This is a genomic window from Streptococcus sp. K0074 (genome assembly GCF_048843365.1).
Lineage (GTDB): Bacteria > Bacillota > Bacilli > Lactobacillales > Streptococcaceae > Streptococcus > Streptococcus mitis_BM.
The window spans coordinates 20,988-46,911 of sequence record NZ_CP184836.1 but is presented as its reverse complement, the minus strand read 5'-3'; the positions used below and the strand labels follow the sequence as shown (position 1 = coordinate 46,911).

The window sequence follows — 25,924 nt, the reverse complement described above, 5'->3', positions numbered from 1 at the left end:
GATTTTTCTTCTTTTTTTGATAGAATAAAGTGTACAATGAAAGGAAGAATAAACTCGTATGCGCATTAAATGGTTTTCCTTGATTAGGATTACAGGTTTACTTTTTGTACTCTTGTATCACTTCTTTCAGACCATCTTTCCTGGAGGATTTTTCGGGGTAGATGTTTTTTTCACATTTTCAGGTTTCCTGATTACAGCTCTACTCATCGAAGAATTTTCTAAAAATCATGAAATTGATTTGATAGGATTTTTTAGGAGACGTTTTTATCGGATTGTGCCACCTGTGGTTTTGATGGTCTTGGTAACCATGCCTTTTACCTTTCTAGTTCGCCAAGATTATGTGGCTGGAATTGGGGGTCAGATTGCGGGTGTTTTAGGTTTCATGACCAACTTCTATGAACTTCTAACAGGTGGGAGTTATGAATCACAGTTCATTCCTCATTTGTTTGTTCATAATTGGAGCTTGGCCGTTGAGGTTCACTACTATATCCTCTGGGGATTGGCAGTTTGGTTCTTATCTAAACAGTCCAAATCAAATGGTCAGTTGAGGGGAATGGTTTTTCTCTTATCAGCTGCTACCTTCTTGATTAGTTTCTTCTCCATGTTTATTGGTAGTTTTCTAGTAACCTCTTATTCCTCTGTTTACTTCTCCAGTTTAACTCATGTTTATCCATTCTTTTTGGGAAGTGTATTAGCAACTATCGTAGGCGTTCGTCAGACGACTTCCCTAGTTAAGCAGTTGGATAAAATCTGGGATTTACGCAAGACCCTTTTAGTTTTTGCAGGAGGTTTTGGTTTCTTACTCATTTTGACCTTCTTTGTCAAATTTACCTATCTCTTTGCCTATCTTATGGGCTTCTTGCTTGCCAGCCTTGCAGCCCTTGCTATGATTCTGGCAGCGCGTGTCTTACATGAAAAGACTCCTAACGTGCAGGAGCCAAAGATGATTAGCTTTTTAGCAGATACTAGTTATGCGGTTTATCTCTTCCATTGGCCTTTCTACATTATTTTTTCACAGTTGACATCAAATCTTTTTGCTGTGTTACTGACTTTGATTTTTTCTTATGGATTTGCCAGTCTTTCATTTTATGTATTGGAGCCGTGGATTGCAGGCAAGAACACACCTATTTTACAAACTATTCGTCCCCTGCCTTATATTCACGCAATTCTTGCAACAAGTACAGGAATCTTGGCCTTCATTGTCTTCTTAGTGACTTTGTTGGCACCACAAGTGGGAGCGTTTGAGACAGACTTGACTGTCAATGGTTTGAAGCAAGCTGCAACAAATATTAGCCAAACCAAGGTGATGACAGAACGGGCAGATGCAAACAGTTTGGGAATTGCTGATGGCACTATATTAATTGGTGACTCAGTGGCTTTAAGGGCAAATACAGCACTACAGACAGCCCTTCCTGGAGCACAGATTAACGCGCAGGTCAGCAGAACAACCAAGACTGCCAATGAAATCATGCTAAATAATAGCCAGAATAAATTTTTACCTAAGATGGTGGTCATTGCAACAGGGGTAAATAATCCTGAAAATTACAAGGATGACTGGGATAGTATCGTAAAAAATCTTCCTAAGGGCCACCATATGGTTTTGGTGACTCCTTATGAGGGAGATAAGACAAAAGAGACCTATGCCATCGTTGAGAAGGCTGCTGCCTATATGAGAGAATTGGCAGAGAAGACTCCTTATATCACCATTGCTGATTGGAATCAAGTTGCTAAGGAACATCCAGAGATCTGGACAGGAACAGACCAAGTCCATTTCGGAAGTGACACTAGTAAAATTGAAGCAGGAGCAAAATTGTATGCAGATACCATTGCTACAGCCTTGCAAACAGCTCAAGACAAGCCAGTCAAATCAAAATAACTTGTATTAAAAAGAGAAGAGTTGGAGAAATCCAGCTCTTTTAAAATATCTCTAGAAAATAGGTCTATACCATTTACAAATGAATCAGAAAAGTTTATAATGTAATTGACATAATAAATATCAAAAGTAATCTTTTAAGGAGGTCATTATTATGCCTAATTACGTTAAAGCGGATCAGTTTTTCTATCCATTTGGCATTCGTCGCGGTGGGTACTTAGAACTTGTTGATTGCAAATTTGGGAAACATGTGGATCAAATTCCTGAAGGAGCAGAGGTTCTTGACTATACTGGTTATAGCATTGCACCAGGTCTTGTGGATACTCATATTCATGGATATGCAGGTGTAGATGTGATGGACAACAATATTGAAGGTACATTGCATACTATGAGTGAAGGACTTCTTAGTACCGGTGTTACCAGTTTCTTGCCCACAACTTTAACAGCCACTTATGAGCAATTGCTTGCAGTCACTGAAAATCTTGGAAACCATTATAAAGAAGCAACAGGTGCTAAGATTCGTGGGATTTATTATGAAGGTCCATATTTCACAGAAACTTTTAAGGGGGCACAAAATCCAACTTATATGAGAGACCCGGGTGTTGAGGAGTTTCATTCTTGGCAGGATGCTGCAAAAGGGATGCTAAATAAAATCGCTATTGCACCAGAACGTGATGGGGTGGAAGATTTTGTACGTACTATTACAGGTGAAGGTGTGACAGTTGCACTTGGACACTCAGATGCGACATTTGAACAAGCTAAGAAGGCAGTTGATGCTGGAGCTAGTGTATGGGTACATGCCTATAATGGGATGCGTGGTTTAACACACCGCGAACTAGGTATGGTAGGAGCTATGTATGAGCTCCCACATACTTACGCAGAATTGATTTGTGATGGTTATCACGTAGATCCAAAAGCTTGTGAGATTTTACTTAAGCAAAAGGGGACAGAAAACATCGCTCTTATTACGGACTGTATGACAGCTGGTGGGCTTGAAGACGGTGACTATATGTTGGGAGAATTCCCTGTTGTAGTAGCAAATGGAACTGCACGTCTCAAATCTACTGGTAATTTGGCAGGTTCTATCCTCAAACTTAAAGATGGTATGAGAAATGTAGTCGAGTGGGGTATTGCGAATCCGCATGAAGCAGTCATGATGGCCAGCCTCAACCCAGCTAAATCCGTTCACATTGACGATGTCTGTGGTCAAATCCGTGAAGGCTACGACGCAGACTTTATCGTATTAGATAAAGATTTGGAATTGGTAGCAACCTACCTAGACGGTGTGAAACGTTATCAAGCATAAGATAAAAAAGCAGAAGTTAGACTAGCTTCTGCTTTTTTATCTACGTTACTTTACCGGTAAATAAAAAAGTTAAAAAAATCACAAAAAAACTTGAATAAACAAATGAAAAGGCTTACAATTATATTATAAATAGTACAAATAAAAAAACGGAGGAGTACATTATGAAAGCCTATACTTATGTTAAACCAGGACTTGCTTCTTTTGTTGACGTAGACAAACCAGTTATTCGCAAGCCAACTGACGCTATTGTGCGTATCGTAAAAACCACTATTTGTGGAACAGACCTCCATATTATCAAAGGGGATGTTCCCGCTTGCCAAAGTGGTACCATTCTTGGTCACGAAGGGATTGGGATTGTTGAAGAAGTTGGAGAAGGAGTTTCTAATTTCAAAAAAGGCGACAAGGTCTTGATTTCTTGTGTCTGTGCCTGTGGTAAATGCTACTACTGTAAAAAAGGAATTTATGCCCACTGTGAAGACGAAGGGGGCTGGATTTTCGGTCACTTGATTGATGGTATGCAGGCTGAATATTTACGTGTCCCTCATGCAGATAACACTCTTTACCATACTCCAGAAGACTTGTCAGACGAAGCCTTGGTTATGCTATCAGACATTCTGCCTACTGGATATGAAATTGGTGTCTTAAAAGGGAAAGTAGAACCTGGTTGCAGCGTAGCCATTATTGGTTCAGGTCCAGTTGGATTGGCTGCTCTTTTGACAGCTCAATTCTATTCACCAGCTAAATTGATTATGGTAGATCTAGACGATAACCGCTTGGAAACTGCCCTATCATTTGGTGCGACTCATAAGGTTAATTCTTCAGACCCTGAAAAAGCCATTAAAGAAATTTATGATTTGACAGGTGGTCGTGGTGTAGACGTAGCTATTGAAGCTGTTGGTATTCCTGCAACATTTGATTTCTGTCAAAAGATTATCGGTGTAGACGGAACAGTTGCTAACTGTGGTGTACATGGTAAACCAGTCGAATTCGATTTGGACAAACTTTGGATTCGCAACATTAATGTAACAACTGGTTTGGTATCTACAAATACAACTCCACAATTGTTGAAAGCACTTGAAAGTCATAAGATTGAACCAGAAAAATTGGTAACTCACTATTTCAAACTCAGTGAAATTGAAAAAGCCTACGAAGTCTTCAGTAAGGCAGCAGACCACCATGCAATTAAGGTCATTATCGAAAACGATATCTCAGAAGTCTAGGTAGTAAAAATATTTTGGAATACAAGCAAATAGAAATTCAGTCATCCATCAGATGGCTGGATTTTTTATCAAGAAATTAAGAAATGAGCATATTTCTTTCCTTGTCTAGCGGAATTAGTTATAATATACGGTACAAAGGAATGAATGAATATGTATCGTGTTATAGAAATGTACGGAGATTTTGAACCGTGGTGGTTCTTAGAAGGTTGGGAAGAAGATATTGTAGCAAGTAGAAAATTTGACCAGTATTATGATGCTCTCAAATACTACAAAACTTGCTGGTTTAGATTGGAACAAGAATCCCCTCTTTATAAAAGTAGAAGTGATTTGATGACCATTTTTTGGGATCCAGAAGACCAACGCTGGTGTGATGAATGTGATGAGTATTTACAACAATACCATTCTTTGGCTCTTTTGCAGGATGAGCAGGTTATTCCAGATGAAAAACTACGCCCAGGCTATGAAAAACAAACAGGTAAGGAAAGGCACCGTTCTTGCCGTATGAAATTAAAATAGAGAAAAAGTAACTTTTTTTGGAGTTGCTTTTTATTTTTTCCAAATCTTTGCGAATAGTATAGGTGAGGAGGTAAGTATGGTTCAAGAAATTGCACAAGAAATCATTCGGTCGGCTCGGAAAAAAGGGGCGCAGGATATTTATTTTGTCCCTAAGCTCGACGCCTATGAGATTCATATGAGAATAGGAGACGAGCGTTGTAAAATCGGTTGTTATGACTTTGAAAAATTTGCGGCTGTCATCAGTCATTTCAAGTTTGTGGCGGGTATGAATGTGGGAGAAAAGAGACGTAGTCAACTTGGTTCCTGTGATTATGAATATGACCAGAAGATGGCGTCCCTACGTTTGTCTACTGTAGGCGATTATAGAGGGCATGAGAGTTTAGTCATTCGCTTGTTGCACGATGAGGAGCAAGATTTACATTTTTGGTTTCAGGATATTGGAGAACTGGGTAAGCAGTACAGGCAACGGGGACTCTATCTTTTTGCTGGTCCAGTCGGAAGTGGCAAGACAACCCTGATGCACGAATTGGCCAAGTTCCTCTTTAAAGGACAGCAAGTCATGTCTATCGAAGATCCTGTCGAAATCAAGCAGGACAACATGCTCCAATTACAGTTGAATGAAGCGATCGGACTTACCTATGAAAATCTCATCAAGCTTTCCCTACGGCATCGGCCAGATCTCCTGATTATCGGAGAAATTCGGGACAGCGAGACGGCGCGTGCAGTGGTCAGAGCCAGTTTGACAGGTGCGACAGTCTTTTCAACCATTCACGCCAAGAGTATTCGAGGTGTTTATGAGCGCCTACTGGAGTTGGGTGTGAGTGAGGAGGAATTGGCAGTCGTTCTGCAAGGAGTCTGCTACCATAGATTAATAGGGGGAGGAGGAATCGTTGACTTTGCAAACAAAGACTACCAAGAACACCAGCCAACTAGTTGGAATGAACAGATTGACCAGCTTCTTAAAGACGGACATATCACAAGCCTTCAGGCTGAAACGGAAAAAATTAGCTACAGCTAAGCAAAAAAATATCATCACCCTGTTTAACAATCTCTTTTCCAGCGGTTTTCATCTGGTGGAGACTATCTCCTTTTTAGATAGGAGTGCTTTGTTGGACAAGCAGTGCGTGACCCAGATGCGCACGGGCTTGTCTCAGGGGAAATCATTCTCAGAAATGATGGCTAGTTTGGGATTTTCAAGTGCCATTGTCACTCAGTTATCCCTAGCGGAAGTCCATGGAAATCTCCACTTGAGTTTGGGAAAGATAGAAGAATATCTAGACAATCTGGCCAAGGTCAAGAAAAAATTAATTGAAGTAGCGACCTATCCTTTGATTTTACTGGGATTTCTTCTCTTAATTATGCTGGGGCTACGTAGCTACCTACTACCACAACTGGATAGTAGTAATATTGCCACCCAAATTATCGGAAATCTGCCACAAATCTTTCTAGGAATGGTAGGATTTGTTTCCATACTTGTCCTTTTAGCACTCACTTTTTATAAAAGAAGTTCTAAGATGCGCGTCTTTTCTATCTTAGCACGCATTCCTTTTCTTGGAATCTTTGTGCAGACTTATCTGACAGCTTATTATGCGCGTGAATGGGGTAATATGATTTCGCAGGGAATGGAGCTGACGCAGATTTTTCAAATCATGCAGGAACAAGGTTCCCAGCTCTTTAAAGAAATCGGTCAAGATTTAGCTCAATCCCTACAAAATGGCCGCGAATTTTCTCAAACCATAGCAACCTATCCTTTCTTTAAAAAAGAGTTGAGTCTCATCATCGAGTATGGTGAAGTCAAGTCCAAGCTGGGGAGTGAGTTGGAAATCTATGCTGAAAAAACTTGGGAAGCCTTTTTTACCCGAGTTAACCGCACCATGAATTTGGTGCAGCCACTGGTTTTTATCTTTGTGGCACTGATTATCGTTTTACTTTATGCGGCAATGCTCATGCCCATGTATCAAAATATGGAGGTAAATTTTTAACATGAAAAAAATGATGACATTCTTGAAAAAAGCTAAGGTTAAAGCTTTTACACTTGTGGAGATGTTAGTGGTCCTTTTAATCATCAGCGTGCTTCTCTTGCTCTTTGTACCTAATTTGACCAAGCAAAAAGAGGCGGTCAATGACAAAGGAAAAGCTGCTGTTGTTAAGGTGGTGGAAAGCCAGGCAGAGCTTTATAGCTTAGATAAAAATGAAGATGCTAGCCTAAGTAAGTTACAAGCAGATGGGCGAATCACAGAAGAACAGGCTAAAGCTTATAAAGAATACCATGCTAAACAAAATACCAGTCAAACCGTTGCAGATTAAGGCCTTTACCATGCTGGAAAGTCTCTTGGTTTTGGGTCTTGTGAGTATCCTTGCCTTGGGCTTATCTGGCTCTGTCCAGTCCACTTTTGCGGCGGTAGAGGAGCAGATTTTCTTTATGGAATTTGAAGAACTCTATCGGGAAACCCAAAAACGCAGTGTAGCCAGTCAGCAAAAGACTAGTCTAAACTTAGATGGGCAGACGATTAGCAATGGCAGTCAAAAGTTGACAGTTCCTAAAGGAATTCAGGCACCATCAGGACAAAGTATCACATTTGACCGAGCTGGGGGCAATTCGTCCCTGGCTAAGGTTGAATTTCAGACCAGCAGAGGAGCGATTCGTTATCAATTATATCTAGGAAATGGAAAAATTAAACGCATTAAGGAAACAAAAAATTAGGGCAGTAATTTTACTAGAAGCAGTAGTTGCTCTAGCTATCTTTGCCAGCATAGCAACCCTCCTTTTGGGACAAATTCAGAAAAATAGACAAGAAGAAGCAAAAATCTTGCAAAAGGAAGAAGTCTTGCGTGTAGCTAAGATGGCTCTGCAGACAGGTCAAAATCAGGTAAACATAAACGGAGTGGAGATTCAGGTGTTTTCTAGTGAAAAGGGATTGGAGGTTTACCATGGTTCAGAACAGTTGTTGGCTATCAAAGAGCCATAAGGTCAAGGCTTTTACCTTGTTGGAATCCCTGATTGCCCTCATTGTCATCAGTGGAAGCTTACTCCTCTTTCAAGCCATGAGTCAGCTCCTCATTTCAGAAGTTCGCTACCAGCAACAAAGCGAACAAAAAGAGTGGCTCTTGTTTGTGGACCAGTTGGAGGCAGAATTAGACCGTTCGCAGTTCGAAAAAGTGGAGGGCAACCGCCTCTATATGAAGCAGGATGGTAAGGATATCGCTATAGGTAAGTCAAAATCGGATGATTTTCGGAAAACCGATGCCAGTGGACGGGGTTATCAGCCTATGATTTATGGGCTTAAATCCGCGCAGATTACAGAGGACAATCAACTGGTGCGCTTTCGTTTCCAGTTCCAAAAAGGCTTAGAAAGGGAGTTCATCTATCGTGTGGAAAAAGAAAAAAGTTAAGGCAGGTGTTCTCCTCTATGCGGTCACCATAGCAGCCATCTTTAGTCTTTTGTTACAATTTTACTTGAACCGACAAGTCGCCCACCATCAAGACTACGCTTTAAATAAAGAAAAGTTGGTTGCTTTTGCTATGGCCAAGCGAACCAAAGATAAGGTTGATAAGGAAAGTGGGGAACAGACCTTTAATCTAGGTCAGGTGAGCTATCAAAATAAGAAAACAAGCTTGGTGACGACGGTTCGTACGCCTAAGAGCCAATATGAGTTTGTGTTTCCTTCAATCAAAATCAAAGAAGAGAAAACGGATAAAAAGGAAGAGGTAGCGACTAGTTCAAGTGAAGAAGTGGAGAAGAAAAAATCAGAAAAGAAGCCTGAAAAGAAAGAGAATTCCTAGCCAACCAAGCTACTTTGTGCTAAACTAAAGATATGAAACATGATTTTAACCACAAAGCAGAAACTTTTGATTCCCCTAAAAATATCTTCCTTGCAAACTTGGTTTGTCAAGCAGTCGAGAAACAGATTGATCTTCTATCAGACAAAGAAATTTTGGATTTCGGTGGAGGGACGGGTCTATTAGCCTTGCCCCTAGCCAAGCAGGCTAAATCTGTAACATTGGTGGATATTTCGGAGAGAATGCTGGAGCAAGCTCGCTTGAAAGCGGAGCAGCAAGACATCAAGAATATCCAGTTTTTGGACCAAGATTTACTGGAAAAACCCTTGGAGAAAGAGTTTGATCTCATTGTTGTTTGTCGGGTTCTTCATCATATGCCTGATTTGGATGCGGCTCGCTCACTGTTTCATCAACATTTGAAGGAAGATGGACAACTCCTACTTGCTGATTTTACCAAGACAGAAGCTAACCATCATGGATTTGAATTGCCTGAACTGGAAAACAAGCTAATTCAGCACGGTTTTTCATCTGTGCATAGTCAGATCCTCTATAGCGCTGAAGACCTGTTTCAAGGAAATTACTCAGAACTCTTTTTTACAGTAGCCCAAAAATCACTCGCCTAGTCAGGGAGTGATTTTTCTATAAGGATGGAAAAAAGAAGGGAAATTTGATAAGATAGGAATATGGATTTTGAAAAAATTGAACAAGCTTATACGTATTTACTAGAGAATGTCCAAGTCATCCAAAGTGATTTGGCAACCAACTTTTATGACGCTTTGGTGGAGCAAAATAGCATCTATCTGGATGGTGAAACTGAGCTAGAACAGGTCCGAGAGAACAATCAAGCCCTTAAGCGTCTAGCACTACGCAAAGAAGAATGGCTCAAGACCTACCAGTTTCTCTTGATGAAGGCTGGGCAAACAGAACCCTTGCAGGCCAATCACCAGTTTACACCGGATGCTATTGCTTTGCTTTTGGTGTTTATTGTGGAAGAGCTGTTTAAAGAGGAGGAAATCACTATCCTCGAAATGGGTTCTGGCATGGGAATTCTGGGGGCTACTTTCTTGACCTCGCTTGCTAAAAAAGTGGATTACTTGGGAATGGAAGTGGATGATTTGCTGATTGATTTGGCGGCTAGTATGGCAGATGTGATTGGTTTGCAGGCTGGCTTTGTCCAAGGAGATGCCGTTCGTCCACAAATGCTCAAAGAAAGTGACGTGGTCATTAGCGACTTGCCTGTCGGTTATTATCCTGATGATGCCGTTGCGTCGCGCCATCAAGTTGCTTCTAGTCACGAACATACTTACGCTCATCACTTGCTCATGGAACAAGGGATTAAGTATCTCAAGTCAGACGGATACGCTATTTTTCTAGCTCCGAGTGATTTGTTGACCAGTCCTCAAAGTGATTTGTTGAAAGGCTGGTTGAAAGAGGAGGCAAGTCTGACTGCTATGATTAGTCTGCCTGAAAATCTCTTTGCTAATGCCAAACAATCTAAGACTATTTTTATCTTACAGAAGAAAAGTGAAATAGCAGTTGAGCCTTTTGTTTATCCACTTGCTAGCTTGCAGGATGCAAGTGTTTTAATGAAATTTAAAGAAAATTTTCAAAAATGGACTCAAGGTACTGAAATATAAAATAGATTTTGTTATAATAGATGAAAACGCTTAAAAAGGGGTATCATGTTATGACAAAAACAATTGCAATCAATGCGGGAAGTTCAAGTTTGAAATGGCAATTATACTTAATGCCAGAAGAAAAAGTATTGGCGAAAGGTTTGATTGAACGTATCGGTTTGAAAGATTCAATTTCAACTGTAAAATTTGATGGTCGTTCTGAGCAACAAATTTTGGATATCGAAAATCATACACAAGCTGTTAAAATCTTATTGGATGACTTGATTCGTTTCGATATTATCAAGGCTTATGATGAGATTACAGGTGTTGGACACCGTGTTGTTGCAGGTGGAGAATATTTCAAAGAATCAACAGTCGTTGAGGGAGATGTTTTAGAAAAAGTTGAAGAGTTGAGCTTGTTGGCTCCTCTCCACAATCCAGCCAATGCAGCAGGTGTTCGTGCCTTCAAGGAGTTGTTGCCAGACATTACCAGTGTAGTTGTTTTTGATACTTCATTCCACACAAGTATGCCAGAGAAAGCTTATCGCTACCCTCTCCCAACAAAATATTACACAGAAAACAAGGTTCGTAAATATGGTGCCCACGGTACAAGTCACCAGTTTGTAGCAGGAGAAGCCGCAAAACTTTTGGGACGTCCATTAGAAGACTTGAAATTGATTACTTGCCACATCGGTAATGGTGCTTCTATTACAGCTGTTAAGGGTGGTCAATCTGTCGATACTTCAATGGGATTCACTCCACTTGGTGGTGTGATGATGGGAACTCGTACAGGGGATATTGACCCAGCTATCATTCCTTATTTAATGCAATATACAGAGGACTTTAACACGCCTGAGGATATTAGTCACGTCCTTAATCGTGAATCAGGGCTTATGGGTGTTTCAGGCAAATCTAGTGATATGCGCGATGTGATTGCTGCTATGGAAGAAGGGGACCACGATGCCACTTTAGCCTATGAAATGTATGTTGACCGTATCCAAAAACATATCGGTCAATACCTTGCAGTCTTAAATGGAGCAGATGCTATTATCTTTACTGCAGGTATCGGTGAAAATGCTGCAAATGTGCGTGAAGATGTTATCTCAGGTATCTCTTGGTTTGGTTGTGATGTTGACCCAGAAAAGAACGTCTTTGGTGTGACAGGAGACATCTCAACAGAGGCAGCGAAGATCCGTGTATTGGTTATTCCAACTGATGAAGAATTGGTCATTGCCCGTGACGTTGAACGCTTGAAAAAATAAGTAAAACTAGAAAAAATATTTAGTACAAGGAGTTGGGAAAGAGATTTTTCCAGCTTCTTTTTCTGATGAAATTGTGCAAAACCTTGCTATGATTGGCTTTTTTGAAAAATATGGTATAATAGTAGTAATTTAATAGATGGAGTTGAGTTTTGAAGAAAAACTTTCGTGTAAAAAGAGAGAAAGATTTTAAGGCGATTTTCAAGGAGGGGACAAGTTTTGCCAATCGCAAATTTGTTGTCTACCAATTAGAAAATCAGAAAAACCATTTTCGAGTAGGTCTATCAGTTAGCAAAAAACTAGGGAATGCCGTCACTAGAAATCAAATTAAGCGACGAATTCGACATATTATCCAGAATGCAAAAGGGAGTCTGGTAGAAGATGTCGACTTTGTTGTCATTGCTCGAAAAGGAGTCGAAACCTTGGGATACGCAGAGATGGAGAAAAATCTACTCCACGTATTAAAATTATCAAAGATTTACCAGGAAGGAAATGGGAGTGAAAAAGAAACTACAGTTGACTAGTTTGCTAGGACTGTCCCTATTGATCATGACAGCCTGTGCAACAAATGGGACAACTAGCGATATTACAGCCGATTCGGCTGATTTTTGGAGTAAATTTGTTTACTTCTTTGCGGAAATCATTCGCTTTTTATCGTTTGATATCAGTATCGGAGTGGGGATTATCCTCTTTACGGTCTTGATTCGTACAGTTCTCTTGCCAGTCTTCCAAGTGCAAATGGTAGCTTCTAGAAAAATGCAAGAAGCTCAACCACGCATTAAGGCGCTTCGAGAACAATATCCAGGTCGAGATATGGAAAGTAGAACCAAGCTAGAGCAAGAAATGCGTAAAGTCTTTAAAGAAATGGGGGTCAGACATTCAGATTCTCTTTGGCCGATTTTGATTCAGATGCCGGTTATCTTGGCCTTGTTCCAAGCTCTATCAAGAGTTGACTTTTTAAAGACAGGTCATTTCTTATGGATTAACCTTGGTGGTGTGGATACGACCCTTGTTCTTCCGATTTTAGCAGCAGTATTTACCTTTTTAAGTACTTGGTTGTCCAATAAAGCCTTGTCTGAGCGTAATGGAGCTACGACTGCGATGATGTATGGGATTCCAGTCTTGATCTTTGTCTTTGGAGTCTATGCTCCGAGCGGAGTAGCGCTCTACTGGGCAGTGTCCAATGCCTATCAAGTCTTGCAAACCTATTTCTTGAACAATCCATTTAAGATTATCGCAGAACGCGAGGCGGTAGTACAGGCACAGAAAGATTTGGAAAATAGAAAAAGAAAAGCCAAGAAAAAGGCTCAGAAAACGAAATAATAAGGAGGAATCTGGTAATGGTAGTATTTACAGGTTCAACTGTTGAAGAAGCAATCCAGAAAGGATTGAAAGAATTAGATATTCCAAGAATGAAGGCTCATATCAAAGTCATTTCTCGTGAGAAAAAAGGGTTTCTTGGCTTATTTGGTAAAAAACCAGCCCAAGTGGATATTGATACTATTAGTGAAACGACAGTTGTAAAAGCAAACCAACAAGCTGTAAAGGGAGTTCCAAAACAAATTAATGATTTGAATGAGCCTGTTAAAACAGTCAGTGAAGCAACGGTTGATTTGGGTCATGTTGTAGAGGCAATTAAAAAGATTGAAGAGGAAGGCCAAGGTATTTCTGATGAAGTCAAGGCTGAAATCTTAAAACATGAAAGACATGCCAGCACTATCTTAGAAGAAACTGGTCACATTGAGATTTTAAATGAATTACAACTTGAAGAACCAGCTCTCGAAGAAGAAGTAGAAACGCCTATTATTGAAAGCCAAGCTGAGCAAACTGAAAGTCAAGAACTAGAAGATTTGGGCTTGAAGGTTGAACCGAGCTTTGATATTGAACAAGTAGCTACGGAAGTAACGACTTATGTTCAAACGATTATTGATGATATGGATGTTGAAGCCACACTTTCAAATGATTATAACCGTCGTAGCATCAATCTACAAATTGATACCAATGAGCCAGGTCGCATTATTGGCTACCATGGTAAAGTCTTGAAGGCCTTGCAGCTGTTGGCTCAAAATTATCTTTACAACCGCTATTCAAGAACCTTCTACATTACAATCAATGTCAATGATTATGTCGAACACCGTGCAGAAGTCTTGCAGACATATGCGCAAAAATTGGCGACTCGTGTTTTAGAAGAAGGCCGCAGTCATCAAACGGATCCAATGTCAAATAGCGAACGTAAGATTATCCATCGTATTATTTCACGTATGGATGGCGTGACCAGTTACTCTGAAGGTGACGAGCCAAATCGCTATGTTGTTGTAGATACAGAATAAGTAAAATCAGGTTTATCCTGATTTTTTGCTAGTTAGAGGAGGTTAAACTGATGTTGAATAAGATAAGAGACTATCTAGACTTTGCTGGTTTGCAGTACCGTAATCCAGATAAAGCGGGAGAAGAGCGAGAGAAAATGCTGGAATTGCGCCACAAAGGTCAAGAGGCACGAAAGGCTTTTACAGAGCTGGCCAAATCCTTTCAAGCAAGCCATCCAGAATGGCAACTCCAACAGACTAGCCAGTGGATGAATCAAGCGCAACGTTTGCGACCACATTTCTGGGTCTATCTACAGAGAGACGGACAAGTGACAGAACCTATGATGGCCTTACGTTTGTATGGGACATCTACTGGCTTTGGAATTTCTTTGGAAGTCAGTTTCATCGAACGTAAGAAGGATGAGCAAACACTGGGCAAGCAGGCCAAAGTTTTAGAAATTCCAACCGTTAAAGGGATTTATTATCTAGTCAACTCTGATGGTCAAAGTCAACGGTGGGAGGCGAACGAAGAAAATCGTCGTACTTTACGTGAGAAGTTGAGAAGTCAGGAAGTTCGAAAAGTGTTAGTTAAAGCAGATGTTTCTGTGACAGAAAATTCATCTGAAGAAGATATCGTGGAAAATTTATTGAAATCTTATGATAAAATTCTTCCATTTTATCTAGCTACGAGAAACTAAGCTAATCATTAAAATATCATAAATCATACAGTCCAAGAGTGAACAGTCCGCTGTGTAATTCTTGGTCTTTTTGTTTCCGCTTTCAAAGTATATAATAAACCTACAAAAACAATTAAAAAGGAGAACAATTATGGAAGTCATTTCAAGTGTTCTAAATTGGTTTTCTAGCAATATTTTGCAGAATCCCGCATTTTTCGTAGGTTTATTAGTGTTGATAGGATACGCACTTTTGAAAAAACCTGCCCACGACGTTTTCTCAGGGTTTGTTAAAGCAACAGTAGGATATATGTTGCTCAACGTGGGTGCGGGTGGTTTGGTTACAACCTTCCGTCCGATCTTAGCAGCCCTTAACTACAAATTCCAAATTGGTGCAGCGGTTATCGACCCTTACTTTGGACTTGCTGCAGCAAACAACAAAATTGCAGCAGAGTTTCCAGATTTTGTTGGAACTGCAACTACAGCTCTATTGATTGGTTTCGGAATAAATATCTTGCTCGTAGCTCTTCGAAAGATTACGAAGGTAAGAACCCTCTTTATTACTGGTCACATCATGGTACAACAAGCTGCAACAGTATCTCTTATGGTTCTATTCTTAGTACCACAATTGCGCAATGCTTACGGTACAGCAGCGATTGGTATCATCTGTGGACTTTACTGGGCAGTTAGTTCAAATATGACTGTTGAGGCAACTCAACGCTTGACTGGTGGTGGCGGATTTGCGATTGGTCACCAACAGCAATTTGCAATCTGATTTGTAGATAAAGTAGCAGGACGCTTTGGTAAGAAAGAAGAAAGTTTAGACAATCTTAAATTACCTAAGTTCCTCTCAATCTTCCACGATACAGTTGTTGCATCTGCTACCTTGATGCTCGTATTCTTCGGAGCCATTCTTTTAATCTTGGGTCCAGACATTATGTCTAATAAAGAAGTCATCACTTCAGGAACTCTATTCAATCCTGCTAAACAAGATTTCTTTATGTACATTATCCAAACAGCCTTTACCTTCTCAGTTTACTTGTTCGTTTTGATGCAAGGTGTCCGCATGTTCGTATCTGAGTTGACAAATGCCTTCCAAGGTATTTCAAACAAATTATTGCCAGGTTCATTCCCAGCGGTCGACGTTGCAGCTTCTTATGGATTTGGATCTCCAAACGCTGTCTTGTCTGGATTTGCCTTTGGTTTGATTGGTCAATTGATTACAATTGTCTTGCTCATCGTCTTTAAAAACCCTATCCTTATTATTACAGGATTTGTACCAGTATTCTTTGATAATGCAGCAATTGCAGTCTACGCTGATAAGCGTGGCGGATGGAAAGCAGCTGTTATCCTATCCTTTATATCAGGCGTCCTCCAAGTTGCTCTAGGAGCTCTATGTGTAGCCCTTCTCGACTTAGCATCTTACGGTGGTTACCATGGAAATATTGACTTTGAATTCCCATGGCTTGGATTTGGATACATTTTCAAATACCTCGGTATTGTCGGTTATGTACTTGTGTGTCTCTTCTTGCTTGTTATTCCTCAACTTCAATTTGCCAAAGCAAAAGATAAAGAAAAATACTACAACGGTGAAGTTCAAGAAGAAGCTTAGTATCTAGAAAAGGAGAAATAAAATGGTTAAAGTATTAGCAGCGTGCGGAAATGGAATGGGTTCATCAATGGTTATCAAGATGAAGGTTGAAAATGCTCTCCGTAAGCTTAATCAAACAGATTTTACAGTCAATTCATGCAGTGTCGGTGAAGCTAAAGGTTTAGCAGCAGGATATGACATTGTAATCGCTTCTCTTCATTTGATTCAAGAATTGGAAGGGCGAACTAATGGGAAGTTAATTGGGCTTGACAACTTGATGGATGATAAAGAAATCACTGAAAAACTCAGTCAAGCACTACAGTAAAAGGTTGGAGGGGGCTGGATAGAAACTGAGAGTCATCGTTTCTGTCCTTCTCCCTCTTTAAATAAAGGAGGCAGATATGAATTTAAAACAAGCTTTAATTGAAAATAACTCGATTCGACTAGGTTTAGAAGCTAAAGACTGGAAAGAAGCAGTCAAGGTAGCAGTAGATCCCTTGATTGAAAGTGGAGCAATTTTGCCAGAGTATTACGATGCTATTATCGAATCGACTGAAGAGTATGGCCCATACTATATCTTAATGCCAGGTATGGCTATGCCCCATGCTAGACCTGAAGCTGGAGTGCAAAGAGATGCCTTTTCATTGATCACCTTACAAAATCCTGTTGTATTTTCAGATGGGAAAGAAGTTTCAGTTTTGTTGGCACTAGCAGCAACAAGCTCAAAAATTCACACAAGTGTAGCCATTCCACAGATTATTGCCTTGTTTGAATTAGAAGATTCTATCGCACGTTTACAGACTTGCCAGACTAAGGAAGATGTCTTGGCGATGATTGAAGAATCTAAGGATAGCCCTTATCTCGAGGGATTGGATTTGGAAAGTTAGAAAGAGGAATAAAGAGATGACAAAAAGAATACCTAATTTACAAGTTGCATTAGATCATTCAGACTTGCAAGGAGCGATTAAAGCAGCTGTTTCTGTTGGTCAGGAAGTAGATATTATCGAAGCTGGAACTGTTTGCTTATTACAAGTTGGAAGTGAACTGGTTGAAGTCTTGCGAAGCCTTTTTCCAGATAAGATTATTGTGGCAGACACAAAATGTGCCGATGCTGGTGGAACAGTTGCCAAAAATAATGCCGTTCGTGGTGCCGATTGGATGACTTGTATCTGTTGTGCAACTATCCCTACTATGGAAGCGGCTCTAAAGGCTATCATGGCTGAACGTGGAGATCGAGGCGAAATCCAGATTGAACTTTATGGTGATTGGACTTTTGAACAAGCTCAGCTTTGGCTAGATGCTGGTATCTCACAAGCTATTTATCACCAATCTCGTGATGCACTTCTTGCTGGTGAGACTTGGGGTGAAAAAGACCTTAATAAGGTTAAAAAACTCATTGACATGGGCTTCCGAGTTTCTGTAACAGGTGGTCTAGATGTAGATACTCTCAAACTCTTTGAAGGCGTTGATGTCTTTACCTTTATCGCAGGTCGTGGAATTACGGAGGCTGCGAATCCAGCAGGAGCAGCGCGTGCCTTCAAGGATGAAATCAAACGAATTTGGGGGTAAACCATGGCACGTCCAATTGGAATTTATGAAAAGGCAACCCCGACACACTTTACTTGGCTAGAACGTTTAAATTTTGCCAAGGAGTTAGGCTTTGATTTTGTAGAGATGTCTATTGATGAACGTGACGAGCGTTTAGCAAGACTGGACTGGAGCAAGGATGAGCGTTTGGAAGTTGTCAAAGCAATCTATAAAACTGGTGTTCGTATTCCTTCTATCTGTTTTTCAGGCCATCGTCGCTACCCATTGGGATCAAATGATCCAGTTATAGAGGAAAAATCTCTAGAACTCATGAAAAAATGTATTGAATTAGCCCAAGACTTGGGAGTTCGTACTATTCAATTAGCTGGTTACGACGTTTATTATGAGGAAAAGTCACCCCAGACACGCCAACGTTTTATCAAAAATTTGAGAAAAGCTTGTGACTGGGCTGAAGAGGCTCAGGTGGTACTTGCTATTGAAATTATGGATGATCCTTTCATCAATAGCATCGAAAAATACTTGGCTGTAGAAAAAGAGATTGACTCTCCCTACCTCTTTGTATACCCAGATATTGGTAATGTATCTGCATGGCATAATGATGTCTACAGTGAATTTTATCTTGGGCATCATGCCATCGCAGCTCTCCATCTCAAGGATACTTATGCAGTGACAGAAAGTTCAAAGGGCCAGTTCCGAGATGTAACTTTTGGGCAAGGTTGTGTCAAATGGGAAGAAGCTTTCGATATTTTAAAACAAACCAATTATAATGGACCTTTCCTAATCGAAATGTGGTCTGAAAATTGTGAAACTGTAGAAGAAACACGCGCAGCCATTCAAGAGGCGCAAGCTTTTCTCTATCCACTAATTAAGAAAGCAGGTTTGATGTAAGATGAATCAAGTAATAAACGATATGCGTAAACGAGTCTGTAATGCCAATCAATCATTACCAAAACATGGACTTGTTAAATTTACCTGGGGAAATGTATCGGAAGTCAATCGCGAACTAGGTGTCATTGTTATTAAACCATCAGGCGTAGATTATGACGAATTGACACCTGAAAACATGGTGGTGACGGACTTGGATGGCCAAGTTCTAGAAGGAGATTTAAGACCATCTTCTGACCTCCCAACTCATGTGCAGTTATATAAGGCATGGCAAGAGATTGGTAGTGTGGTACACACCCATTCGACAGAAGCAGTTGGTTGGGCACAGGCTGGACGTGATATTCCTTTCTATGGAACAACCCATGCAGATTATTTCTACGGTTCAATCCCTTGCGCTCGTAGTTTGACCAAAGATGAAGTAGAAGTAGCCTATGAAAAAGATACTGGCTTGGTTATCGTAGAAGAATTTGAGCGTCGTGGTCTCAATCCTGTTGAAGTACCAGGTATTGTTGTACGCAATCACGGTCCATTCACCTGGGGAAAAAATCCAGAGAATGCTGTTTATCACTCTGTCGTACTAGAGGAAGTATCAAAGATGAATCGCTTTACAGAACAAATCAATCCAAGAGTTGAACCTGCTCCTCAGTACATTCTAGAAAAACACTACCAACGTAAGCATGGACCAAATGCTTATTACGGTCAAAAGAAATAAGAAATTGAATTGAAAAGAGGCTAGGACCTTTCGATCCAAGCCTCGCTTTTGTAATTGTAAGTATTCGTTATTAAGAGACTACTGTTGATAATTGAAATGCGTTAGTGAATGTGATACTATTATAAAGTTGTTTTCAAGGCAGTTGATTGATAGAGGAGTATGAAATATGGTACTGGATAAGGCAAGTTGTGATTTGCTTCAATATTTGATGGATCAAGAAACGTCCAAAACGATTATGGCGATTTCAAAAGATTTGAAAGAGTCAAGAAGGAAAATTTATTATCACATTGACAAAATCAATGCTGCTTTGGGTGACGAGGCGCTTCATATCATTAGTATTCCACGAATTGGTATTCACTTAACGGAAGAGCAGAGAGATGCTTGTTGTGAACTATTATCGGAAGTAGATTCGTACGATTATATCATGAGTGCGCATGAACGTATGATGATAATGTTACTATGGATAGGTATTTCTAAAGAACGTATTACGATTGAAAAATTGATGGAGTTAACAGAGGTGTCTAGGAATACTGTTCTCAATGATTTGAATAGTATTCGTTATCAACTAACTTTGGAACAATATCAGGTGACCTTGCAAGTGAGCAAGTCACAGGGATACCATCTTCATGCCCACCCTCTTAATAAAATTCAGTATCTTCAATCGCTTCTATATCATATTTTTATGGAAGAAAATGCCACTTTTGTATCTATTTTAGAAGATAAGATGAAAGAGAGGTTAGATGGTGAGTGTTTGCTTTCTGTTGAAATGAACCAATTTTTTAAGGAACAGGTTCCTTTAGTTGAACAAGATTTAGGGAAGAAAATAAATCATCATGAAGTAACTTTTATGTTGCAGGTTCTACCTTATTTGCTGTTAAGCTGTCATAATGTTGAACAGTATCAAGAAAGACATCAGGATATAGAGAAAGAATTTTCTTTGATAAGAAAAAGAATAGAGTATCAGGTGTCTAAGAAATTAGGAGAACGGTTGTTTCAAAAGTTTGAAATTTCTTTGTCAGAACTTGAAGTTTCTCTTGTAGCTGTTCTTCTCCTCTCCTATCGTAAAGATTTGGATATTCATGCAGAAAGTGATGATTTTCGGCAGTTAAAACTTGCTTTAGAAGAATTCATCTGGTATTTTGAATCACAAATCCGAATGGAGATTGAGAACAAGGATGATTTGTTAAGAAATTTGATGATCCACTGTAAAGCCTTGTTATTTAGAAAGACTTACGGTATTTTTTCTAAAAATCCTCTAACAAAACAAATTCGATCCAAGTATGGAGAATTATTTTTAGTCACTAGAAAATCTGCGGAAATTTTAGAAGGAGCATGGTTTATTCGGCTAACAGACGATGATATTGCCTATTTGACGATTCATATTGGAGGATTTTTAAAGTATACACCATCGTCTCAAAAAAATATGAAAAAAGTTTATCTCGTTTGTGATGAAGGTGTTGCGGTTTCGAGACTTTTGCTGAAACAATGCAAACTTTATTTTCCAAATGAGCAAATTGGCACTGTATTTACAACAGAACAATTTAAGAGTGTGGAAGATATTGCACAAGTTGATGTAGTGATTACTACTAATGATGATTTGGATAGCAGATTTCCGATTTTAAGGGTTAATCCTATCCTTGAAGCAGAAGATATTTTGAAAATGCTAGACTATCTTAAACACAATATATTTCGTAATGAGAGCAAAAGTTTCAGTGAAAATCTTTCTAGTCTTATTTCGTCTTATATTGTAGACAGTAAGTTGGCTAGTAAGTTCCAAGAAGAGGTTCAAACACTTATAAATCAAGAAATAGTAGTTCAAGCTTTTTTGGAAGATATTTGAAGGACAGTCCAATGATGAACACAAACCTGTGTTTTTCTTGGTCTTTTTTAGTGTTTTGAAGGGTGGTATACTAATCTCAAAGATAACAATTATATCCAAAGGAGGCAACATATGCCAAACGTCAAAGAAATTACAAGAGAGTCATGGATTTTAGCTACTTTCCCAGAGTGGGGAACATGGTTGAATGAAGAAATCGAAGAAGAAGTCGTGCCTGAAGGCAACTTCGCCATGTGGTGGCTAGGAAACTGTGGTACTTGGATTAAAACACCAGGCGGTGCTAACGTTGTCATGGACCTTTGGTCAAACCGTGGAAAATCAACCAAAAAAGTGAAAGATATGGTTCGTGGGCACCAAATGGCAAATATGGCAGGTGTTCGTAAGTTGCAACCAAACTTACGTGTTCAGCCGATGGTTATCGATCCATTTGCTATCAACGAACTAGATTATTACTTAGTTTCACACTTCCATAGTGATCATATCGACCCATACACAGCTGCAGCAATTCTCAACAATTCTAAGTTAGAGCATGTTAAGTTTATCGGTCCTTACCACTGTGGACGAATCTGGGAAGGATGGGGTGTTCCAAAAGAACGTATCATCGTTGTTAAACCAGGTGACACTATCGAATTAAAAGATATGAAGATTCATGCAGTAGAATCATTTGACCGTACTTGCTTGGTAACTCTCCCAGTGAACGGTGCTGATGAGACAGGCGGTGAACTTGCTGGCTTAGCTGTTACAGATGAAGAAATGGCTCAAAAGGCTGTTAACTATATCTTTGAAACACCAGGTGGAACTATCTATCATGGTGCAGATTCTCACTTCTCAAACTATTTTGCAAAACATGGTAAAGACTTTAAAATTGATGTTGCTTTGAATAACTATGGTGAAAATCCAGTAGGTATCCAAGATAAAATGACATCTATCGACCTTCTTCGTATGGCAGAAAATCTGCGTACCAAAGTCATTATCCCAGTTCACTATGATATCTGGTCTAACTTCATGGCTTCTACTAATGAGATTCTAGAACTTTGGAAAATGAGAAAAGATCGCTTGCAATACGATTTCCATCCATTTATCTGGGAAGTTGGCGGTAAGTACACTTATCCTCAAGATCAACACTTAGTAGAATACCATCATCCACGTGGTTTTGATGATTGTTTTGAACAAGACTCTAACATTCAATTTAAAGCTTTGCTATAATATAAAAATATTCTTTGGAGGTTATCCGTATGTTGCATGATACGGATAATTTTCATATAATAGTAAAATAGAATGTGTGATTCAATAATCACCTCAAATAGAAAGGAAATTCTATGTCAAATCTATCTGTTAATGCAATTCGTTTCCTAGGTATTGACGCCATTAATAAAGCTAACTCAGGTCACCCAGGTGTGGTTATGGGAGCGGCTCCGATGGCTTACAGCCTCTTTACAAAACAACTTCGTATCAATCCAGATCAACCAAACTGGATTAACCGCGACCGCTTTATTCTTTCAGCAGGCCATGGTTCAATGCTTCTTTATGCCCTTCTTCATCTTTCTGGTTTTGAAGATGTCAGCATGGATGAGATTAAGAGCTTCCGTCAATGGGGTTCAAAAACACCAGGGCACCCAGAATTTGGCCATACAGCAGGGATTGATGCTACGACAGGTCCTTTAGGACAAGGAATCTCAACTGCCACTGGTTTTGCCCAAGCAGAACGTTTCTTGGCAGCCAAATATAACCGCGAAGGCTACAATATCTTTGACCACTATACTTACGTTATCTGTGGAGATGGAGACTTGATGGAAGGTGTCTCAAGCGAGGCAGCTTCATACGCAGGTCTGCAAAAACTTGATAAGTTGGTTGTTCTTTATGATTCAAATGACATCAACTTGGATGGTGAGACAAAGGATTCCTTCACTGAAAGCGTTCGTGATCGTTACAATGCCTATGGTTGGCATACTGCCTTGGTTGAAGATGGAACAGACTTGGAAGCAATCCATGCTGCTATCGAAACAGCTAAAGCTTCAGGCAAGCCATCTTTGATTGAAGTGAAGACGGTTATTGGATACGGTTCTCCAAATAAACAAGGAACTAATGCCGTACATGGTGCTCCTCTTGGAGCAGATGAAACTGCAGCTACTCGTCAAGCTCTCGGTTGGGACTATGAACCATTTGAAATTCCAGAACAAGTTTATGCTGATTTCAAAGAACATGTTGCAGACCGTGGCGCATCAGCTTATGAAGCTTGGACAAAATTAGTTGCTGACTATAAAGAAGCGCATCCAGAATTGGCTGCGGAAGTAGAAGCTATCATCGATGGACGTGATCCAGTTGAAGTGACTCCAGCAGACTTCCCAGCTTTAGAAAATGGCTTCTCTCAAGCAACTCGTAATTCAAGTCAAGATGCCTTGAATGTTGTGGCAGCTAAGTTACCAACTTTCTTGGGTGGTTCAGCTGACCTAGCTCACTCAAACATGACTTATATCAAGACTGACGGACTTCAAGACGATGCCAATCGCTTGAACCGTAACATCCAGTTTGGTGTTCGTGAATTTGCCATGGGAACGATCTTGAACGGGATGGCCCTTCACGGTGGACTTCGTGTATATGGTGGAACTTTCTTCGTCTTCTCTGACTATGTGAAGGCAGCTGTTCGCTTGTCAGCCTTACAAGGACTTCCTGTGACTTATGTCTTTACCCACGATTCAATCGCGGTTGGGGAAGACGGTCCAACGCACGAACCAGTTGAGCATTTAGCAGGTCTTCGTGCCATGCCAAATCTAAATGTTTTCCGTCCAGCAGATGCGCGAGAAACTCAAGCAGCTTGGTACCTTGCAGTGACAAGTGAGAAAACACCAACTGCCCTTGTCTTGACACGTCAAAACTTGACTGTTGAAGAGGGAACAGACTTCGACAAGGTTGCAAAAGGTGCCTATGTTGTCTATGAAAATGCAGCAGACTTTGATACAATCTTGATTGCGACAGGTTCAGAGGTCAATCTAGCTGTCTCGGCTGCTAAAGAATTGGCTAGTCAAGGCGAAAAAGTCCGTGTAGTCAGCATGCCATCCACAGATGTCTTTGATAAACAAGATGCAGCTTACAAGGAAGAAATTCTTCCAAATGCAGTTCGCCGTCGTGTTGCAGTCGAAATGGGTGCAACTCAAAACTGGTACAAATATGTTGGACTAGATGGTGCTGTTCTTGGTATTGATACCTTCGGAGCCTCTGCCCCAGCACCAAAAGTATTGTCAGAATATGGCTTTACTGTCGAAAATCTTGTAAAAGTCGTTCAAAACTTGAAATAATCCTAAAAATCAGGGCGCAAGCTCTGGTTTTTCTTACTAGAAAAGCAAGGTACAATCTTGTAAAAGTAGCTGAAATTTGATATAGTAGTCCTATGTAAAAGACAAAGGAGAAGAAAATGAATCCAAATTATACATTTTTAATCATTCTTGTGGCTATGGTGGGCTTGATGTTCTTTACGCAACGCTCTCAAAAGAAACAAGCACAAAAACGTATGGAAAGCTTGAATAAATTACAAAAAGGCTATGAAGTTATTACAATCGGTGGACTTTATGGAACAGTCGATGAAGTAGATACAGAAAAGAAAACAATTGTTCTTGATGTAGATGGGGTTTACTTGACTTTTGAACTCGCTGCTATCAAGACCGTATTACCACTTAAAGAAACAGCTTCACTCGAAGGTGCAATTGAAAAATAAGACGGGATCACGAACTCCCGTTTTTCTATAAAAGAAAGGAATGGGATGAAAAAACTAGTTTTTGTCTGTCTGGGAAATATTTGCCGTAGTCCTATGGCCGAGTTTGTTATGAAATCAATGACAGATAATTATGAAATCCAAAGTCGAGCGACTTCCTCTTGGGAACATGGCAATCCGATTCATAAGGGAACTCAAGGGATTTTTCAACAGTATGAAATTCCTTATGAAAAAGGCAAGACATCGCTTCAGATTAGTAAGGAAGATTTTGAAGCCTTTGATTATATTATCGGCATGGATGCTTCAAATGTTTCTGACTTACGTCAGATGTGTCCAGCAGACTGTCAAGATAAGATTTACTCATTCGCATCTGAAAGTGTTCCAGATCCTTGGTATACAGGAGATTTTGAGGAAACCTATCAGCGTGTTCAAGAGGGGTGTCAAGCTTGGTTAGAACGTTTAGAAAAGGTGAGTGAAGATGGAAAATCTTAAGAATTTTTACGACAAATATAGTGTCTATCTGACTCGTTCACGTTTAGAGCTTTTGGCAGTAGTTGCCATTGTTTTCTGTGCTGTACTCGTCTTTTTTCTAAATATTCCCGGAAAAGGTGTTCTAAAGCTTGATAATGGAACGATTGTTTACGACGGCAGTCTTGTACGTGGTAAAATGAATGGCCAAGGTACCATTACCTTCCAAAATGGAGACCAATATACAGGTGGTTTCAACAATGGAGCCTTCAATGGAAAAGGTACCTTTCAATCCAAAGAAGGCTGGACCTACGAAGGTGATTTTGTAAATGGTCAGGCTGAAGGAAAAGGGAAACTAACAACAGAACAAGAAGTCGTTTATGAAGGGACTTTTAAACAAGGCGTTTTTCAACAAAAATAAAGCCTCCTTATCAAAGGAGGTATTATTAGAATGTTTAAGTAAGCGCTTACCTGCAAATCCCTTTCTTTCCAAGTCACTCTTCCAAGCAAGTTTGTGAAATAAAAAATTTTTGAAATAAATTTCACAAACTCTAAAGAAAAAGCTTGTGGAGAAAAGATAATGAGAAAAACTTCACAAGGAACCAAAAATTCTTTGTGAAATG

Annotated in this window: 29 protein-coding genes and 1 pseudogene; all 30 read left to right on the top strand. The window is 39.8% G+C overall.

The features are described from left to right. The first annotated feature begins 58 nt into the window (after positions 1 to 58). The gene (locus tag ACN076_RS00285) at positions 59 to 1,876 is read left to right on the top strand and encodes an acyltransferase family protein (RefSeq protein ID WP_420789952.1); all 1,818 of its coding nucleotides are present in this window, start codon (positions 59 to 61) and stop codon (positions 1,874 to 1,876) included. 151 nt (positions 1,877 to 2,027) lie between these two features. Then, positions 2,028 to 3,179 (top strand): N-acetylglucosamine-6-phosphate deacetylase, encoded by a 1,152-nt coding sequence (gene nagA, locus ACN076_RS00280; protein WP_153193871.1) that lies wholly within the window; start codon positions 2,028 to 2,030, stop codon positions 3,177 to 3,179. Positions 3,180 to 3,340: 161 nt separating this feature from the next. After that, the gene (locus tag ACN076_RS00275) at positions 3,341 to 4,399 is read left to right on the top strand and encodes a zinc-dependent alcohol dehydrogenase family protein (RefSeq protein WP_153193870.1); all 1,059 of its coding nucleotides are present in this window, start codon (positions 3,341 to 3,343) and stop codon (positions 4,397 to 4,399) included. 150 nt (positions 4,400 to 4,549) lie between these two features. Beyond that, positions 4,550 to 4,915, top strand: a complete 366-nt coding sequence (locus tag ACN076_RS00270; RefSeq protein WP_000286413.1) for a DUF1033 family protein — start codon at positions 4,550 to 4,552, stop codon at positions 4,913 to 4,915. Positions 4,916 to 4,991: 76 nt separating this feature from the next. After that, positions 4,992 to 5,933: a competence type IV pilus ATPase ComGA gene (gene comGA / locus ACN076_RS00265; protein WP_420789951.1), complete on the top strand. Its 942-nt coding sequence runs from the start codon at positions 4,992 to 4,994 to the stop codon at positions 5,931 to 5,933. Further along, positions 5,854 to 6,897 carry a competence type IV pilus assembly protein ComGB gene (gene comGB / locus ACN076_RS00260; protein WP_153193868.1) on the top strand — a complete coding sequence of 348 codons (1,044 nt, stop codon included), beginning with the start codon at positions 5,854 to 5,856 and terminating at the stop codon, positions 6,895 to 6,897. Before comGA ends, comGB begins: the two co-directional genes overlap by 80 nt. A 1-nt stretch (position 6,898) precedes the next feature. Beyond that, positions 6,899 to 7,222, top strand: coding sequence for a comG operon protein ComGC (comGC, locus tag ACN076_RS00255; protein WP_000738641.1), 324 nt, complete (start codon positions 6,899 to 6,901; stop codon positions 7,220 to 7,222). After that, positions 7,185 to 7,619 carry a competence type IV pilus minor pilin ComGD gene (comGD, locus tag ACN076_RS00250; RefSeq protein WP_194250512.1) on the top strand — a complete coding sequence of 145 codons (435 nt, stop codon included), beginning with the start codon at positions 7,185 to 7,187 and terminating at the stop codon, positions 7,617 to 7,619. Before comGC ends, comGD begins: the two co-directional genes overlap by 38 nt. Further along, positions 7,582 to 7,884, top strand: a complete 303-nt coding sequence (comGE, locus tag ACN076_RS00245; RefSeq protein WP_000413380.1) for a competence type IV pilus minor pilin ComGE — start codon at positions 7,582 to 7,584, stop codon at positions 7,882 to 7,884. The genes comGD and comGE overlap by 38 nt, the downstream gene beginning before the upstream one ends. Beyond that, positions 7,847 to 8,308 (top strand): competence type IV pilus minor pilin ComGF, encoded by a 462-nt coding sequence (gene comGF / locus ACN076_RS00240; protein WP_061457600.1) that lies wholly within the window; start codon positions 7,847 to 7,849, stop codon positions 8,306 to 8,308. Before comGE ends, comGF begins: the two co-directional genes overlap by 38 nt. After that, positions 8,286 to 8,699, top strand: a complete 414-nt coding sequence (gene comGG, locus ACN076_RS00235) for a competence type IV pilus minor pilin ComGG (protein WP_203176437.1) — start codon at positions 8,286 to 8,288, stop codon at positions 8,697 to 8,699. Before comGF ends, comGG begins: the two co-directional genes overlap by 23 nt. Positions 8,700 to 8,731: 32 nt before the next feature. Further along, complete coding sequence (locus ACN076_RS00230; RefSeq protein WP_194250511.1) at positions 8,732 to 9,319, top strand: class I SAM-dependent methyltransferase; 588 nt, start codon at positions 8,732 to 8,734, stop codon at positions 9,317 to 9,319. A 60-nt stretch (positions 9,320 to 9,379) separates the two neighbouring features. Continuing rightward, positions 9,380 to 10,333, top strand: coding sequence for a class I SAM-dependent methyltransferase (locus tag ACN076_RS00225; RefSeq protein WP_420789950.1), 954 nt, complete (start codon positions 9,380 to 9,382; stop codon positions 10,331 to 10,333). Between the two features lie 50 nt (positions 10,334 to 10,383). Beyond that, a complete protein-coding gene (locus ACN076_RS00220; protein WP_049521853.1) occupies positions 10,384 to 11,574 on the top strand; it encodes an acetate kinase in 1,191 nt (396 codons plus the stop codon). 149 nt (positions 11,575 to 11,723) lie between these two features. After that, positions 11,724 to 12,095, top strand: coding sequence for a ribonuclease P protein component (gene rnpA / locus ACN076_RS00215; protein WP_000739245.1), 372 nt, complete (start codon positions 11,724 to 11,726; stop codon positions 12,093 to 12,095). Continuing rightward, positions 12,070 to 12,894 (top strand): membrane protein insertase YidC, encoded by an 825-nt coding sequence (locus ACN076_RS00210; RefSeq protein ID WP_420789949.1) that lies wholly within the window; start codon positions 12,070 to 12,072, stop codon positions 12,892 to 12,894. Before rnpA ends, ACN076_RS00210 begins: the two co-directional genes overlap by 26 nt. 17 nt (positions 12,895 to 12,911) lie before the next feature. Further along, complete coding sequence (gene jag / locus ACN076_RS00205; RefSeq protein ID WP_420789948.1) at positions 12,912 to 13,901, top strand: RNA-binding cell elongation regulator JAG/EloR; 990 nt, start codon at positions 12,912 to 12,914, stop codon at positions 13,899 to 13,901. A 50-nt stretch (positions 13,902 to 13,951) separates the two neighbouring features. After that, positions 13,952 to 14,575, top strand: coding sequence for an HI_0552 family protein (locus tag ACN076_RS00200; protein ID WP_420789947.1), 624 nt, complete (start codon positions 13,952 to 13,954; stop codon positions 14,573 to 14,575). Between the two features lie 130 nt (positions 14,576 to 14,705). Then, positions 14,706 to 16,163 (top strand): annotated as a pseudogene (locus ACN076_RS00195) (PTS ascorbate transporter subunit IIC). Between the two features lie 22 nt (positions 16,164 to 16,185). Continuing rightward, the gene (locus ACN076_RS00190; RefSeq protein ID WP_000241466.1) at positions 16,186 to 16,467 is read left to right on the top strand and encodes a PTS sugar transporter subunit IIB; all 282 of its coding nucleotides are present in this window, start codon (positions 16,186 to 16,188) and stop codon (positions 16,465 to 16,467) included. Positions 16,468 to 16,543: 76 nt separating this feature from the next. After that, positions 16,544 to 17,029 carry a PTS sugar transporter subunit IIA gene (locus ACN076_RS00185; RefSeq protein ID WP_314517531.1) on the top strand — a complete coding sequence of 162 codons (486 nt, stop codon included), beginning with the start codon at positions 16,544 to 16,546 and terminating at the stop codon, positions 17,027 to 17,029. Between the two features lie 16 nt (positions 17,030 to 17,045). Continuing rightward, a complete protein-coding gene (locus tag ACN076_RS00180) occupies positions 17,046 to 17,711 on the top strand; it encodes a 3-keto-L-gulonate-6-phosphate decarboxylase UlaD (protein WP_314517528.1) in 666 nt (221 codons plus the stop codon). A gap of 3 nt (positions 17,712 to 17,714) precedes the next feature. Further along, on the top strand, positions 17,715 to 18,578 hold the full coding sequence (locus ACN076_RS00175; RefSeq protein ID WP_000113589.1) for an L-ribulose-5-phosphate 3-epimerase: 864 nt from the start codon (positions 17,715 to 17,717) through the stop codon (positions 18,576 to 18,578). A gap of 1 nt (position 18,579) precedes the next feature. Beyond that, a complete protein-coding gene (locus ACN076_RS00170; protein ID WP_001077566.1) occupies positions 18,580 to 19,287 on the top strand; it encodes an L-ribulose-5-phosphate 4-epimerase in 708 nt (235 codons plus the stop codon). Positions 19,288 to 19,453: 166 nt separating this feature from the next. Further along, on the top strand, positions 19,454 to 21,127 hold the full coding sequence (locus ACN076_RS00165; RefSeq protein ID WP_000242091.1) for a BglG family transcription antiterminator: 1,674 nt from the start codon (positions 19,454 to 19,456) through the stop codon (positions 21,125 to 21,127). A 111-nt stretch (positions 21,128 to 21,238) separates the two neighbouring features. Beyond that, the gene (ulaG, locus tag ACN076_RS00160) at positions 21,239 to 22,330 is read left to right on the top strand and encodes an L-ascorbate 6-phosphate lactonase (RefSeq protein WP_033676001.1); all 1,092 of its coding nucleotides are present in this window, start codon (positions 21,239 to 21,241) and stop codon (positions 22,328 to 22,330) included. A 113-nt stretch (positions 22,331 to 22,443) separates the two neighbouring features. Continuing rightward, entirely contained in the window at positions 22,444 to 24,420 is a 1,977-nt protein-coding gene (gene tkt / locus ACN076_RS00155) for a transketolase (protein WP_420789946.1), read from the top strand. Between the two features lie 116 nt (positions 24,421 to 24,536). Beyond that, positions 24,537 to 24,836, top strand: coding sequence for a preprotein translocase subunit YajC (yajC, locus tag ACN076_RS00150; RefSeq protein ID WP_261117013.1), 300 nt, complete (start codon positions 24,537 to 24,539; stop codon positions 24,834 to 24,836). A 45-nt stretch (positions 24,837 to 24,881) separates the two neighbouring features. Beyond that, positions 24,882 to 25,325, top strand: a complete 444-nt coding sequence (locus tag ACN076_RS00145; protein ID WP_077804625.1) for a low molecular weight protein-tyrosine-phosphatase — start codon at positions 24,882 to 24,884, stop codon at positions 25,323 to 25,325. Further along, positions 25,312 to 25,722 carry an MORN repeat-containing protein gene (locus ACN076_RS00140; RefSeq protein WP_000429313.1) on the top strand — a complete coding sequence of 137 codons (411 nt, stop codon included), beginning with the start codon at positions 25,312 to 25,314 and terminating at the stop codon, positions 25,720 to 25,722. The genes ACN076_RS00145 and ACN076_RS00140 overlap by 14 nt, the downstream gene beginning before the upstream one ends. The last annotated feature ends 202 nt before the right edge of the window (positions 25,723 to 25,924 follow it).